At 55.1% G+C, this 13,072-nt stretch carries 11 protein-coding genes; 4 read left to right on the top strand and 7 right to left on the bottom strand.

From position 1 onward, the window contains the following. Positions 1-72: 72 nt before the first annotated feature. The 3 genes from ACZYUB_RS14305 to ACZYUB_RS14295 form a co-directional block, all read right to left on the bottom strand. Positions 73-630: an RBBP9/YdeN family alpha/beta hydrolase gene (locus tag ACZYUB_RS14305; protein WP_463948915.1), complete on the bottom strand. Its 558-nt coding sequence runs from the start codon at positions 628-630 to the stop codon at positions 73-75. Positions 631-687: 57 nt separating this feature from the next. After that, positions 688-1,689, bottom strand: coding sequence for a sulfate ABC transporter substrate-binding protein (locus tag ACZYUB_RS14300; RefSeq protein ID WP_463948914.1), 1,002 nt, complete (start codon positions 1,687-1,689; stop codon positions 688-690). Positions 1,690-1,837: 148 nt separating this feature from the next. Further along, a complete protein-coding gene (locus ACZYUB_RS14295) occupies positions 1,838-2,779 on the bottom strand; it encodes a LysR family transcriptional regulator ArgP (RefSeq protein WP_463948912.1) in 942 nt (313 codons plus the stop codon). Between the two features lie 100 nt (positions 2,780-2,879). On the opposite strand from ACZYUB_RS14295, the gene ACZYUB_RS14290 reads away from it, so the two are divergent. Both ACZYUB_RS14290 and ACZYUB_RS14285 read left to right on the top strand, forming a co-directional pair. Continuing rightward, a complete protein-coding gene (locus ACZYUB_RS14290; RefSeq protein ID WP_463948910.1) occupies positions 2,880-3,494 on the top strand; it encodes a LysE/ArgO family amino acid transporter in 615 nt (204 codons plus the stop codon). Between the two features lie 91 nt (positions 3,495-3,585). Then, positions 3,586-4,017 (top strand): Hsp20/alpha crystallin family protein, encoded by a 432-nt coding sequence (locus ACZYUB_RS14285; RefSeq protein ID WP_463948908.1) that lies wholly within the window; start codon positions 3,586-3,588, stop codon positions 4,015-4,017. 67 nt (positions 4,018-4,084) lie between these two features. Here the strand turns inward: ACZYUB_RS14285 and ACZYUB_RS14280 are convergent, their stop codons facing one another. Continuing rightward, complete coding sequence (locus tag ACZYUB_RS14280) at positions 4,085-5,353, bottom strand: O-acetylhomoserine aminocarboxypropyltransferase/cysteine synthase family protein (RefSeq protein WP_463948906.1); 1,269 nt, start codon at positions 5,351-5,353, stop codon at positions 4,085-4,087. Between the two features lie 323 nt (positions 5,354-5,676). Between ACZYUB_RS14280 and ACZYUB_RS14275 the strand changes: the two genes are divergently transcribed. Next, positions 5,677-7,809: an alpha-amylase family glycosyl hydrolase gene (locus ACZYUB_RS14275; RefSeq protein WP_463948904.1), complete on the top strand. Its 2,133-nt coding sequence runs from the start codon at positions 5,677-5,679 to the stop codon at positions 7,807-7,809. Positions 7,810-7,888: 79 nt separating this feature from the next. Here ACZYUB_RS14275 and ACZYUB_RS14270 read toward each other — a convergent pair whose 3' ends face one another. The 3 genes from ACZYUB_RS14270 to ACZYUB_RS14260 form a co-directional block, all read right to left on the bottom strand. Beyond that, positions 7,889-9,259: an ATP-binding protein gene (locus tag ACZYUB_RS14270; protein WP_463948902.1), complete on the bottom strand. Its 1,371-nt coding sequence runs from the start codon at positions 9,257-9,259 to the stop codon at positions 7,889-7,891. Next, positions 9,252-9,974 (bottom strand): response regulator, encoded by a 723-nt coding sequence (locus ACZYUB_RS14265; RefSeq protein WP_463948901.1) that lies wholly within the window; start codon positions 9,972-9,974, stop codon positions 9,252-9,254. Before ACZYUB_RS14265 ends, ACZYUB_RS14270 begins: the two co-directional genes overlap by 8 nt. A 92-nt stretch (positions 9,975-10,066) precedes the next feature. Further along, positions 10,067-12,217: a tRNA(Met) cytidine acetyltransferase TmcA gene (locus ACZYUB_RS14260; protein ID WP_463948900.1), complete on the bottom strand. Its 2,151-nt coding sequence runs from the start codon at positions 12,215-12,217 to the stop codon at positions 10,067-10,069. A 123-nt stretch (positions 12,218-12,340) separates the two neighbouring features. Between ACZYUB_RS14260 and gmhB the strand changes: the two genes are divergently transcribed. Then, the gene (gene gmhB, locus ACZYUB_RS14255; protein WP_463948899.1) at positions 12,341-12,898 is read left to right on the top strand and encodes a D-glycero-beta-D-manno-heptose 1,7-bisphosphate 7-phosphatase; all 558 of its coding nucleotides are present in this window, start codon (positions 12,341-12,343) and stop codon (positions 12,896-12,898) included. Positions 12,899-13,072 lie beyond the last annotated feature (174 nt).

Here is a 13,072-nt window from a genome sequence, read left to right as displayed (position 1 = left end):
AGGCGGCGGAGGGAAAACGAAGGGCATCCCGCTGCTGGGATGCCCTTGATTCGGTGGAGCTCATGGTATGACTTATGCCCTTCGCTGATGTGGTACGGAAGGGGCTGTGCCAAAGTGATGTTGCTGTAGCAAGGACGCCAGTAATTGCTGACCCGCTGGCCACTGGCCGTGACCCGATTCGGCATTGATATGCCCGGCGGCTCCTGCATCGTACAGCTCGAGTTGCCAACGTTCGCTCCAGTACCGGGCGCGTTCTTCACTCATCCAGGGATCATTCTGACTGGCAACCAGCATGCCGGGAACTGGAGGCGGCAGCGGCAGATCCCGATCGGCAATGGCGAAGTGGGCCGGATCGGCCGGTGCGACCAGAAACAGGGTCGCTACCTTCTCCGGATGACGGGCGGCGGCGGCAATGCTGGCCAGTGAGCCAAAGGAGTGGGCAACCAGATGCAGTGGCTCATCGCTGGCGAGCAGCAGGTCGGCAACCCGCTGACTCCAGGTAGCCAGATCGGCCCGCTCCCAGGTCTGCCCGGTCACTCGTAACCAGTGCGGGTACTGCTGGTGCCACAGGCTTTGCCAATGCTGGGGCCCGCTATTATGCAGGCCTGGAACGATCAGAATATGACTCATAGGCGGTGGCTCATATACAGGGAGAAAAACGGCCCATTGTTGTGGGCCGTATTCAGATCAGCGACCAGGTTGGTAGATCTGGTCAAACAGACCACCTCGGGCAAAGTGTCTCTTCTGGGCTTTATTCCAATCGCCTTCCAGCTCCTTGACGGTAAACAGCTTGAGTTGCGAGAACTGATTACTGTATTGGGCGGCGATGGCTGGATTGGTTGGCCGATAGAAGTGCTTGGCAGCTATGGTCTGGCCTTCATCGGAATAGAGATGCTCCAGATAGGCGTTAGCCACGGCGGTTGTACCATGTTTCTTGGCGACCTTATCCACGACTGCAACCGGAGGCTCAGCCAGAATCGAGACCGAAGGGGTTACCAGTTCAAATTCACCCTTAGTGTCGGGCTGATTCAACACCAAATAGGCCTCATTTTCCCAAGCTAGCAATACATCACCCAAGCCGCGTTCGACAAAGCTGGTGGTGGCTCCCCGGGCTCCGGAGTCGAGGACCTTGACGTGTTGGTAGAGTTTGCTTACATAAGCCTTGGCTCCCTCTTCACTGCCACTCTGTTTCAGCGCGTAACCCCAGGCTGCCAGGTAGTTCCAGCGTGCCCCGCCCGAGGTTTTCGGGTTCGGCGTGATGATGGAGACATCATCACGGACTAAATCGCCCCAATCCTTGATTTGCTTGGGGTTGCCCTTGCGCACCAGAAACACCACGGTGGAAGTAAAGGGGGCTGCGTTGTTGGCCAAACGTTGCTGCCAGTCATCGGCGATTAATCCGGTTTGAGCAATCGCATTGACGTCATAGGCTAAGGCCAGCGATACCACATCGGCTTCCAGGCCATCGGCCACGGCGCGAGCCTGTTTGCCGGAGCCGCCATGGGACTGGCTGACCACCACATCATCGCCACTCTTGGCTTTCCAGAATGCGGCGAAGGCACTGTTGTACTCCTGGTACAACTCGCGGGTCGGATCATAGGAGACGTGTAACAACTCGACTTCGGCTGCTTGGACCGAGCCCAGGCTCAGGGTGGCTAACAGGCTGAGTGTGGTCAGGGAATGTTTCATGGTACGGCTCCTTAATCGTGGATGTAGTCAGCATGCCCCAGCTCTATAGTTACCAGAACCAATAAAAAGCGCTTTGTTTATCTCATTAATGCATATAGCTGACGTCCCGCGGTCCAGGGGCGGCACCCACTCGGCATGTGTGATGTGTTTACCGTTCGGCATCGATGAACGGCAGCAGACAGGCGGCAGCATGCTGCAAGATGGCTTGACTGATCTGCCAATGGATGCCTCGCTCCAGCACCCAACGATGCCAATAGAGCTCCCGGTGCAAGGAAGGTGCAGGCAATGCTATCAGTGTGCCGGCGGCCAATTCCCGTTCGATCTGCAGGCGCGGGATCAGGCAATAGGCGGCACCGGCACAGGCCAGGGCGATAAAAGCTTCGGATGAGCGCACGGTATGGCAGGGATAACTACCCGCATGCAGAGCGAAATATTCACTCATGTAGCTGACGTGCATGTCATCGCGCTGGTCAAAGGCGACACCGGGAGCCTGATGCAGGCTCTCCAACGTCAATCCCTCGTTAAAATACTGACGATTGAAGGCAGGGGAACAGACCAGCAAGTATTCCATACGACCGAGTGGAGAAGCATGGCAACCGGGCAGGGCGCGGGGTTGGGTGCTGACGGCGGCAAAGGCTTCGCCCTGGCGTAAACGCTCCAACGTCCGGGTTTCATCTTCGATCAGCAGATTCAGCTCGATGGGGTGTTGGGTCAGTAGCGGTGCCAGGGCGGGTAGAAACCAGGTGGCCAAGCTATCGGCGTTGACCGCTATGCTGACCTTCAGTGGTTGCCGCGGGGCATCCAGTAGCAAACTGGGCAGTAGCTCCCGCTCCAGCTGACTGACCAGACGATAGTGCCCCAGTAATTGCTGCCCCAGCTCGGTGGCGACCGGGGGGGAGGAGCGGATCAACAGCGGCTGCGCCACGCTCTGCTCCAGCAACTTGATGCGTTGGGATATTGCCGACTGGGTCAGGTTGAGGCGACGGGCGGCTCGTTCAAAGTTTTGTTCCTGCACCACCACATCCAGCGCCTGCAGCTGTTTGTAGTCGAGAGGAAGCAAGCGGGATAGGTTCACAGTATCTGGGTTCATCGATATTCCTAATCATCGATTAAAACTATTAGTTTTACTGAAGATAACGCGGCTCCTATGCTGGCGCCACTTCGGATGAATAGCGAGTTGGAGAGATAAGATGTTAATGCCAGTGGTACAAGGATTCATGGTGGGCGCCAGTCTCATCATGCCGATCGGGGTGCAGAATGCCTATGTCTTGAGCCGAGGCATCCGTCGCCAACATCACCTGCTGGTGGCTAGCCTCTGCCTGTTTTGCGATCTGATCCTGATCCTGATAGGGGTGTTCGGCGGCGGACGCTGGCTGGGCAGTATGCCCTGGTTACAGGCCGGGCTGACGTGGGGTGGGGTGGCCTTCTTGCTGGTTTATGGTGGTCGGTCTTTGGGCGCCGCCTGGCGCGGCGAGGTGCGTTCACTGCAGGCGGAGTCGGGTCCGGAAAAGCGGTTGGCGATCATAATAACAACCCTGGCGGTCACGCTGCTGAACCCTCATGTCTATCTGGATACCGTGATGATCCTGGGTTCGGTGGCGGCACAATTGGCCCATCAGGAGCAGTCCGGTTTCGCGCTGGGTGCCGTGCTGGCCTCCACCGTCTGGTTTTATGGCTTGGCGCTATTGGCCGCCCGGTTATCTCCCTGGTTGGCCCGCCCTGCCGTGCAGCGCGGGATTGATGTGTTGATTGGCCTGTTGATGTGGAGCGTCGCCAGCTCTTTAGCCTGGTCCGCATTACGGTAGGTTATTTTTTAGCCGCCCCTCTTGAAAATGGACCCTCCCTTCCCACACTTAAGATAGGAGTCTGGTCCATGAATCAACGAAGGAGGCCTCTATGAAAATACAACGATGGAACCCCTTCCGGGAGTTCGATGATTGGTTCCGTGATTATCACCACGGTATGCTGCGGCAGCTCGGTGAACCGCATACGGTGACGGGCAGCGACTGGTTGCCGGCGGTGGATATCCTGGAAAACAGCGAAGAGTATCAGATCAAGGTCGAGATCCCCGAAATCCACAAGGAGGACGTCAAATTGACGGTCAATAATGGTCTGTTGACCATTTCGGGCGAGCGGAAACTGGAAAATCTGGATGATAAACAACACCGCATGGAACGGGTCTATGGCCATTTCAGTCGTAGCTTCAATCTGCCGGAGGATGTAAGACCGGAAAATATTACCGGTCATTTCCGTGACGGCATGCTGTTTGTGCACATGGTCAAGTCTTCTCCTCCGGAAGACAAGGCTCTGGAAATAGAAATCAAATAACCGGTGTTCAAGGACCGGATAAAGACGAGGGGGCGCAAGGCCCCCTCGGTATTGATATGGCCCAGTTTTAGGCGTTCAGAGCCTGTCCCAGATCGGCCAGTAGATCCTCGATTGCTTCGATGCCCACCGACAGACGGATCATCTCCGGTTTGACGCCTGCCTTGGCCTGCTCGGTTTCGGTCATCTGGCGATGGGTGGTTGAGGCCGGATGGCAAGCCAACGACTTGGCATCACCGATATTTACCAGGCGCTTGAAAATCTGTAGTGCATCATAGAAGCGTACACCCGCTTCGTAGCCCGCTTTCAGACCAAAGGAGAGGATGGCCGACGGTTTGCCGTCCATGTACTTCTGCGCCAGGGCGTGATGGGGATGATCCGGCAGACCGGCATAGCTGACCCAGGCCACTTGCGGATGATCCTGCAGGTAGTGAGCCACTTTCAGCGCATTCTCGACGTGACGCTCCATCCGCAAGGCCAGAGTTTCGAGCCCTTGCAGCAACAAAAAGGCATTCATCGGGGAGAGTGCTGAGCCGGTATTGCGCAGCGGCACTGTGCGGGCGCGGGCGATAAAGGCGGCCGGACCAAAGGTGTCGGTGTAAACCACGCCATGATAGGAGGGCTCCGGTTGGTTGAAGACCGGGAAACGATCCTTGTGCTCGGCCCAGAGGAACTTGCCCGAGTCGACAATGACCCCGCCCAGCGAATTGCCATGGCCGCCCACATATTTGGTGATGGAGTGCACCACGATATCGGCACCAAAAGCGATAGGCTTACACAGGATCGGGGTTGCGACTGTATTGTCGATGACCAGGGGCACGCCCTGGGCATGGGCGACATCGGCTAACCCTGCGATGTCGATGATATTACCGGCCGGATTACCGATGCTCTCGGCATAGACCGCCTTGGTCTTGCCGTCGATCAGCTTGGCGATGGCTTCTGGAGAGTCATCGCTGGCAAAACGCACCTCGATGCCCAGGCTCGGCAGCATATGGGCAAACAGTGTGTAGGTTCCGCCATATAGTTGCGGGGTTGAGACAATATTATCCCCTGCCTGCGCCAGGGTCAGGATTGCATAGTGAATGGCTGCGCTCCCCGCCGAGACCACAAGAGCGGCGATACCGCCTTCCAGCGCGGCCAGTCGTTGCTCGAGCACATCGTTGGTCGGGTTCATGATGCGAGTATAGATGTTGCCAGGCACCGCCAGATTGAACAGATCGGCCCCATGCTGGGCATTATCAAACTCATAGGCCACGGTTTGATAAATCGGTACCGCCACTGCTTTGGTGGTCGGATCGTTCTGGAAACCGTGGTGCAGGGCCAGCGTTGCATCTTTCATGAAAGCATCCTTGTTCACTGTCTGATTTTTGGTCTTGGATGACGAATCTAGAGCCTGGATGGCTAGATGTAAAGCCACCTCTTATGCGTTATCAGGATAAGCAAGGTGGTTCATTGGTAAAGCACGGATGCGGGGACGAGTCGAGTCATTTGGCTAAGCTCAGACCAGATCGCAGCAAATACTCGATTCAAGAAAGCGCTGTCAATCGCAGGAATGAAAAAACGAGGTTCAAAATGTGTGCCGAGTGCTATGCAATGGAGCCACCGATACCAGTGCAGGCCATTCATGGCTCCTGGTCATGATGAACCGGAAGGACAATGATGATGAACGCAGTAGTATTTAAACGCACGTCTCTTGCGATGATGATGGCGCTGGCCCTGGCAGCCTGCGGTGGTGGCGGTGGCGGCAGCAGTGGTGGTGGTGATAACGGTGGTGGCGATGGTGACAAAACGGCTTATCAGCCCTACGCCTGCTCGGCTGCTGTTTACGACAAAGCCAAAGAGCTGCGTACCATGCAGATCATGGTCGAAGCCTTTATCGATGGCGATAGTAGCGCTGATTACGATGCCGGTTATGGCACCAGTGCTCACAAGGGTGATTTGCAAGGCATCACCAATAACCTGGATTACATCAAGGGGCTGGGTATCAATGCTATTTGGTTGACCCCTATCTTTGAGTCCACGAAAAAGTCCGGTCAAGATGAGTGGGCGGATAAGCTGGATGCGACCGGATATTTCACCAGCAACTATTTCAAGATCGATCCCAACTTCGGGACCCTTGACCAAGCTAAAACTTTGGTCGAGGAAGCTCACAAACGTGGCATGTATGTGTTCCTCGATGGGGTCTTTGGTCACCACAAGGACAATTTGGTTGCATCACCCAGTGGTCTGAAGCCGAAGAGTAAATACCAGACAGGTAGCACCAGCAATCAGGATGCCGTTTATAGCGGCTATCAGGAAGACGATACCCTGAAGTTCTACAAAGAGGTCGCAACGTACTGGATCAATGAGCTGAAGATTGATGGTTGGCGTCTTGATCAGGCCTACCAAGTTCCCGTTGGCGCTTGGGGGGAAATTCGTAAGGCAGTTGAGGAGGCATCCGCGAGTGTAAGTTATACCAATGGTAGTGGTGAGAGTGTTCACCCGTTAGGCTATATGTTTGGTGAGTTGTGGAATAGCGCGAGTGATATCGCCAAAAATGGCTATGGCACAACGGCTCAACCTGGCCTCTGTTCCAATTTTGATTTCCCGCTGCGCTATAGCATCACAGAAACGCTTGCAGTCAATGAAAGTAACGTGGGTAAGAAGGATGCGGACACTTTAGATGCAGGTTTTAACACCCGTGTGGTTTACCCGTCTCACGCCGTTCCGAATGTATTCCTGACCAACCATGATGTGGTGCGTTTTGGCGACCTCTTGCAGCGTGGTCAGTTGGCAGAGCCGAGTGAGAGCAATTACTGGGATCGCCATAAGGCGGCTTATGCCTTCATGGCTGCAAGCTCGGGGCCGTTGACATTCTTCTATGGTGAAGAGATTGGTGATGAGGTTCCTAACTTTGCTGCCCAGGTTACAAGCAATTGCGCTATTCAGGGCCTCTGTGATGATCACGTTTCTCGCTCTCCTGGCAAGGTTGAGGGGCAGGCTAGCGTCATTGGGCAGGCTGCTTTCGCTGCCGATAGTGACCAAAAAGAGCTTCGCACTTACCTGGCTGGCTTGATGTCACTCCGGGCCGCTCATCCTGCACTTTACCAAGGAACCAGAACTCATCTGGAGTTGGGCGATACCTCAGTGCTGTATACCGACTACAAGAAGTCGGGTGATGATGTGATTCTGTTTATCCTGAATACATCGGAAACAGATCAGGCGTTGTCGTTCACTGGAACGGCCGTTGGTAGTGATGGTGATCTTGTTGATCTGCTGAACACCACCACCTATCCGATTGCCAGTGGTAGCTACAACCTGACCGTGCCTAAGCTGAGTGCCCTGTTTCTGCAGATCAAAACACCAACAGCTACCGGACCGGATACCGGCAATGGCGGCAGCCTGATTGGTACCGGCGATCTGGCTGATTGTACCAAGGCAACCGTATCAGGCGATGGCCCATTGAATATGGCGATGTATATTCGTGGTACTTATGATGGCGGCAATAATTTTGCAGCGACTCCTGCGGATCACAAGTTTGCATACAAGGGCGATAGTCTTTACCAAGTCATTGTGAATGAGACAAAGGCGACCGCCTTCAGCTTTAAATTTGCAGCATCAGATTGGAAGAAGGAGTTTGCGGTCAAGAACTCGAGCTCGGTGAAAATTGCGCAACAACAGGATATGGCCGTCGCATCCGGAAATGGAACTGAGTCGCCAATCACGATTCCTGAAGCCGGTCGATATGTCTATAGCTTCCGTATCAACTCAACGTTGGATGGTGGCGATATGATGGTGAGCAAGTGCGCTGAGTAATAGTTGCATTTAGTAACCGAGAAGCAGAATGACGGCCCGAAAGGGCCGTTTTTCATTTAGAGTGTTGTTGCATTGAGTGTCATTTGGGGAGTCGTATACAAGCCTCCAACCCGCCCTCTGGCCGATTCTGGAGCAACAGCTCACCACCATGACGATGGATCAGCGTACGGGCTATGGCCAACCCCAGCCCCACGCTCCCTCTCTCCGTATTGCGAGCACTATCCAGTCGGACAAAGGGTTTACACACTTCTGCCAGTAGCTCCTCCGGGATGCCAGGACCTGAGTCCGATACCGTCAACTGAACCCAGGCGTCCGTGCTGGATAAGGCCACTTCGGCATTGCCTGCATAGTTGAGGGCATTATCAATCAGGTTTTGCATGACCCGGCGGATCAGCGCCGGTCGACAGGTGTAAATCAGCTGGCCTTCCAGCTGAGCGCTGACGGGGTGCCCAGCATCCTGATAATCATCACACAGACTCTGCAGCAGGCTGACGAGATCGATCGACCGACTCGGCTCGGCAATCTGATCCTCGCGGGCGAATCCCAGAGTGGCTTTGAGCATCTCTTCCATGGTGTCGAGAGTCTGCTGCATGCGCAGTTTATCTTCGCTATCGGGGAGAAATTCGCTCCGCAGCCGCAAGCTGGTGAGCGGGGTGCGCAGATCATGAGAGATAGCGGCGAGCATCTGGGTGCGATCCTGCACAAAGCGGTTAAGCCGGGTCTGCATGCGATTAAAGGCGGCGAGAGTGTCTTGTATTTCTTGTGGTCCGGTTTCAATCAGGGGGGGGATGTCCTGACCGCAACCAAATTGTTCGGCCTGGCGGGCTAATTGGGCCAGTGGGCGCGTGACACGCCGTAATAGCCAAGCAACCAAGAATGACAGTAAACCGGCGACCAGTAGCAGACTGATGATCGCACGGGGCGACCAGCCCGGTAGTTCATTATCGGCCAGTGAACTGAAATTGAGCCATTGTCCATCGGCGAGCTCAATAGCGCCGTACAGGCGGATATCTTTCGGTGGTCTGTGACCATGCATCATGGCCAGCCGTTGTCGCGGAAGAAGGGGGGGCGGTGAGGAGATGCCTTCCGGTTGTTCGGCACTGACATAGATGTGCAGATCCGCAGGGTAGTCCAAAGCCTGCCGCATTCTCGATTCATAACTACTGTTGCGCTCTTGGGGCATCAGTGGATCGGTCTGCAGACGCATCATCAGACTCTCGCTGCGGCTGGCGCGCAGGATCTCCCGGTGCAGATCGGCGGGGGTATCGGAAAGCAGGCGTACCGCCGACACAATCCGTAGCAGCGCAAAGCGGCTGTTGACCAGTCCCAGGGTTTCATTACGCTCGGTGCGATAGATCTGGATGCTGATAATTTGTGTCAGGACCAGTCCGGTCAGCGCCAGCAACAGGATCTGACTGGTTAACGAACGAGGCAGCCAGCGCTTAATCATGAGTAACCTCGGCGGCAAACAGATAGCCACCGCCCCAGACGGTTTTGATCAGCTCCGGGTTCTTGGCATCTTTTTCCAGCTTGCGTCGTAACCGGCTGACCTGAGTATCGATCGCACGATCAAAGGCTTGCGCTTCCCGACCGCGCGCCAGATCCAGTAATTGGTCCCGACTGAGTACGCGTTGGGGGCGCTCGAGAAAAACCTTCAGCAGGTCAAATTCAGCGGTCGATAAGCTGATGCCGATCCCTGAGCTGTCGACCAGCTCCCGGCGCAACACATCGAGTTGCCAGTGGGCAAAGTAATAGTGTGCGATCCCGGTTTCCGCCGGTGGCTCATCCTGTGGTTGACTGCGGCGTAGTACCGCCTTGATGCGCGCCAGAAGTTCGCGAGGATTGAAGGGCTTGGCCAGATAATCATCGGCCCCCATTTCCAGACCGACGATCCGATCCATATCTTCGCCCATGGCCGTGAGCATGACGATGGGGATCGCGGAGTGAACACGCAGCTCACGGCATAGAGTCAGACCATCTTCACCGGGCAACATCAGATCCAGCACGATCAGTTGAATGGTGGAGTGCTCGAGCAACTTTTTCATTTCCCGCCCATCGCGGGCACAGCTAACGCGATAGCCATGCTGCTCGAGAAAGCGTTTCAGCAGATCGCGAATATCGGCATGGTCATCGACCACCAGAATATGGGGATGGGTCAGGTTCATAGTGTTCTCTCCGGTTGGATGTTCACAGTATGACGGCCAAGCTCAGGATAAGTATGGCAATCTGTGTCAACGCCAACGGTTGCCACTCTTTGTTACAACATTTCGTCTCGACACTTCTCATCAATCCCCAGTCCAGCAAGGGGAGGAATACCGCAGTGCCGTAAAATATGCCGCAACCGGGCAATGAGTGCTTTCTGGCCTGATAATCCAGTTTCGCGGGCTAATTCGGACCAGCTCCAGCCTTGCCACAACCAGCGGATTAGCAGGCGGCGATCGGGGGCTGGAAGTTGTAACCATTGCTCGGACGCCAGCATGATCCAGCGTTGCAGAGCTGGTAAGGCATGATCGGGGGAGCGCAGTCCATGAGCCACCGCCTGGAGATCACTCCATTCCTGGGGTGACAATGGCGTCATCTCCAAACCCGAGACGATCAAGTGACCAACCAGCTCGGCTGACAGGTGTCGCCATTGTCGGGGTAGATAACAGGGAAAACTTAACACCAGGGCCAGCTGCCACTGTTCGATCTGTGGTTGGAGCTCAGGGGTGAGAGCCTTGAGGACGACGATGGAGTGACTGCCACTGGCCGTGTCTCGGGATAACCCCAAGCGGACCGCTTGATAGTCTTGCCGTTGCCAGAAACGCAGCAAGGATTCACTGGCAGCAAAAGCGGCACCGATGAAATCGAGATGCTGGGCGTGCGCCCACCGTTCGACCTCCTGTATCAGCTGTTGCCCCAGTCCTCGCCGCTGGCAGGCCGGATGAATGGCAATGCGCATGATGCGAGCGTAACTGAATTGTCCAGCCTGGTGGAATCCGGCATGGGTGAGCAGAGTTTGCGGGATCAGATGCCCCCGCGGACGACGGCGGCCTAACCAGATTTGCTCGGCAAGATCCGGATCCAGTTCCCCTTCCCGTAATACCAGCACAACGCCACAGACCTGTTGATCGACCAGGCTGGCGGCGATGGCGAGATCCGGGTGATCCAGTAGGGTGCGCAAATCGCTGGGACTGGTCTGGTAATGCGCCAGCACCAGGAGCGAAAACACTTGTTGCAACAGTGGCTCATCGCTCGCTAACTGCTGTTGTGTCAGCCAGCTGTGGGTGACGTCACTGCTTGGTGAAGGAGAGGGGGGATCGGTTGCGAGCAGTAAAATCTGATTGATCAATGGCTCTAGCGGGTCCCGGCTGGACCAGCGCACTGGACGGGATAGATGGCAACTCTGCCAGTCCGGGGTTTTACTATCCAGTACTTGCTGCATACGGACGGCAAATCCCTGTCCGGAACCTTCATAACCGTGCAATGTGGTCGCGAAAATAATCCGTGGATAGTGATCCAGCAGTGCACTCAAGAGGGCGACCGGGATCCCGGCTGCTTCATCAATCAGGAGCAAATCAGCCCGAGGACCTTGTTCGATCAAGCGCTCTGGACTGTAAAATTGCAGGCTGGCTGAGCCAAGTTGTAGTCCATGTTCATGTTCCGCGGCTGCGGATATGCGCTGGGCATGGTGTAGCAGCGTGCGGCAACTGGAAAAACTGGGTGCGGTGACCAGTAGTTGAAAGTCGCGCCTAGCCCTATGTTCTCTCAGTAGTCGTCCGGCGGCTACGCCTAGCGCCGATGACTTCCCTCGACCGCGATCGGCCGTAATGACGAGCGGGCGGTGTGAATGCCCTTGAGCGCAGTGAAGGATCTGTTGTACCGCTTGTCGCTGCTCCGGATGCAAGCAACCCCAATCATCGGTTGATAAATGCCAAGCCAATTCCTGAGAAAGCGCTTCAAACCGATAACCATCCTGTTCATCCCAATGCCAAAGCTGGGGGTCCTGCAGCAGTAAACCGCGCATGCGCACTAGGAAGTTGGTATGGCAACGCCCGGCCTGTTCGGAAAGTGGCACGTAACGCTGAAGGTCTGGGTCACGAAAATGTTGCCAATCTTGCAACCTGGGCAGCAGCAGGATCAGTAGTCCGCCAGCTCGCACCATACCGGCGCAGGCGGCCAACATGTCTGGATGCAGACCGCTATAACCATTAAATATGACGTGGCGATATTCCTGTCCGAGCAACTGTTGGGCCTTATTAATGGCAACGGGCTGACATGCAGTGGGGCCCATGCCCAGCCATAATGCGTCGGTTTGCCAGAAGGTTTCCGCCTGTGCGCTTGTCCACTCCATCGAGCCAGTTACTAATAGCAAGCGGCGCTCACCAGAATGGGAAAGTGTAGGGAGAGCTGCATCGAATGGTGTCACCAGGTCATCCTAAAGTGTCCGATCGTATGGTGACCATTCTAACGTGATGAGCTGGCAGATGGAGCCAGTCTGTCGCGCTTACCGTATACTAGCTGCAATTAATTCGACAGAAGAGGTAGGCCCGTGGCGAATGTAGCCGTGTTTTTAGATCGTGATGGTGTCATCAATGTTGATACCGGGTATGTATATGACGTCGATGACTTTCAATTTATCGACGGTGTTATCGAGGCAATGCTCAAACTGAAGCAGAAGGGCTATTTGCTGGTGGTGGTAACCAATCAGTCCGGTATTGCTCGGGGCTATTTTACCGAAGCGCAGTTCATGAATCTCACCGAGTGGATGGATTGGTCGCTGGCGGATCGCGGGGTTGATTTGGATGGCATCTATTTCTGTCCACATCATCCAACCGAAGGCAGTGAACCCTACCGCCAAGCCTGTTCGTGCCGTAAACCCGGACCGGATATGATCCTTGACGCGGCCAAAGCGCTCGACATTGATTTGACGGCTTCTTATATGGTGGGTGACAAAACCTCAGATATGAAGGCGGCAATTGCTGCAGGTGTGAGGCATAAAGTGTTGGTCAAGACCGGTAAAGCGCTCACGGACGAAGGCGTTGCTTTGGCGGATGGCGTTTATCCTAGCCTAGTTGAATTTGCCGAGATGCTTCCTGCGTTAAATTGATTCGAATTCATTCTGCAAACGAGTTTTCTCTCGGATAATAAAGGGGGGAATCAGCCTCCAGGTGGAATTCAAGCCTCAAAGAGAGCTAGCCTGTGGATAACCCTGTGGGCTGGTTATGGATTCATTGTGTTTAACCATTACCGATAAAAAATATCATAAATTTCACCATCTTCT

This window comes from Pseudaeromonas sp. HNCC25DJ182 (genome assembly GCF_055413365.1).
This window is presented reverse-complemented; position numbering and strand designations above follow the sequence as displayed.

Excerpts from the sequence above, each read along its gene's own strand:
- ACZYUB_RS14305 (WP_463948915.1), bottom strand. The coding sequence starts at position 630 with ATGAGTCATATTCTGATCGTTCCAGGCCTGCATAATAGCGGGCCCCAG.
- ACZYUB_RS14300 (WP_463948914.1), bottom strand. The coding sequence starts at position 1,689 with ATGAAACATTCCCTGACCACACTCAGCCTGTTAGCCACCCTGAGCCTG.
- ACZYUB_RS14295 (WP_463948912.1), bottom strand. The coding sequence starts at position 2,779 with ATGAACCCAGATACTGTGAACCTATCCCGCTTGCTTCCTCTCGACTAC.
- ACZYUB_RS14290 (WP_463948910.1), top strand. The coding sequence starts at position 2,880 with ATGTTAATGCCAGTGGTACAAGGATTCATGGTGGGCGCCAGTCTCATC.
- ACZYUB_RS14285 (WP_463948908.1), top strand. The coding sequence starts at position 3,586 with ATGAAAATACAACGATGGAACCCCTTCCGGGAGTTCGATGATTGGTTC.
- ACZYUB_RS14280 (WP_463948906.1), bottom strand. The coding sequence starts at position 5,353 with ATGAAAGATGCAACGCTGGCCCTGCACCACGGTTTCCAGAACGATCCG.
- ACZYUB_RS14275 (WP_463948904.1), top strand. The coding sequence starts at position 5,677 with ATGAACGCAGTAGTATTTAAACGCACGTCTCTTGCGATGATGATGGCG.
- ACZYUB_RS14270 (WP_463948902.1), bottom strand. The coding sequence starts at position 9,259 with ATGATTAAGCGCTGGCTGCCTCGTTCGTTAACCAGTCAGATCCTGTTG.
- ACZYUB_RS14265 (WP_463948901.1), bottom strand. The coding sequence starts at position 9,974 with ATGAACCTGACCCATCCCCATATTCTGGTGGTCGATGACCATGCCGAT.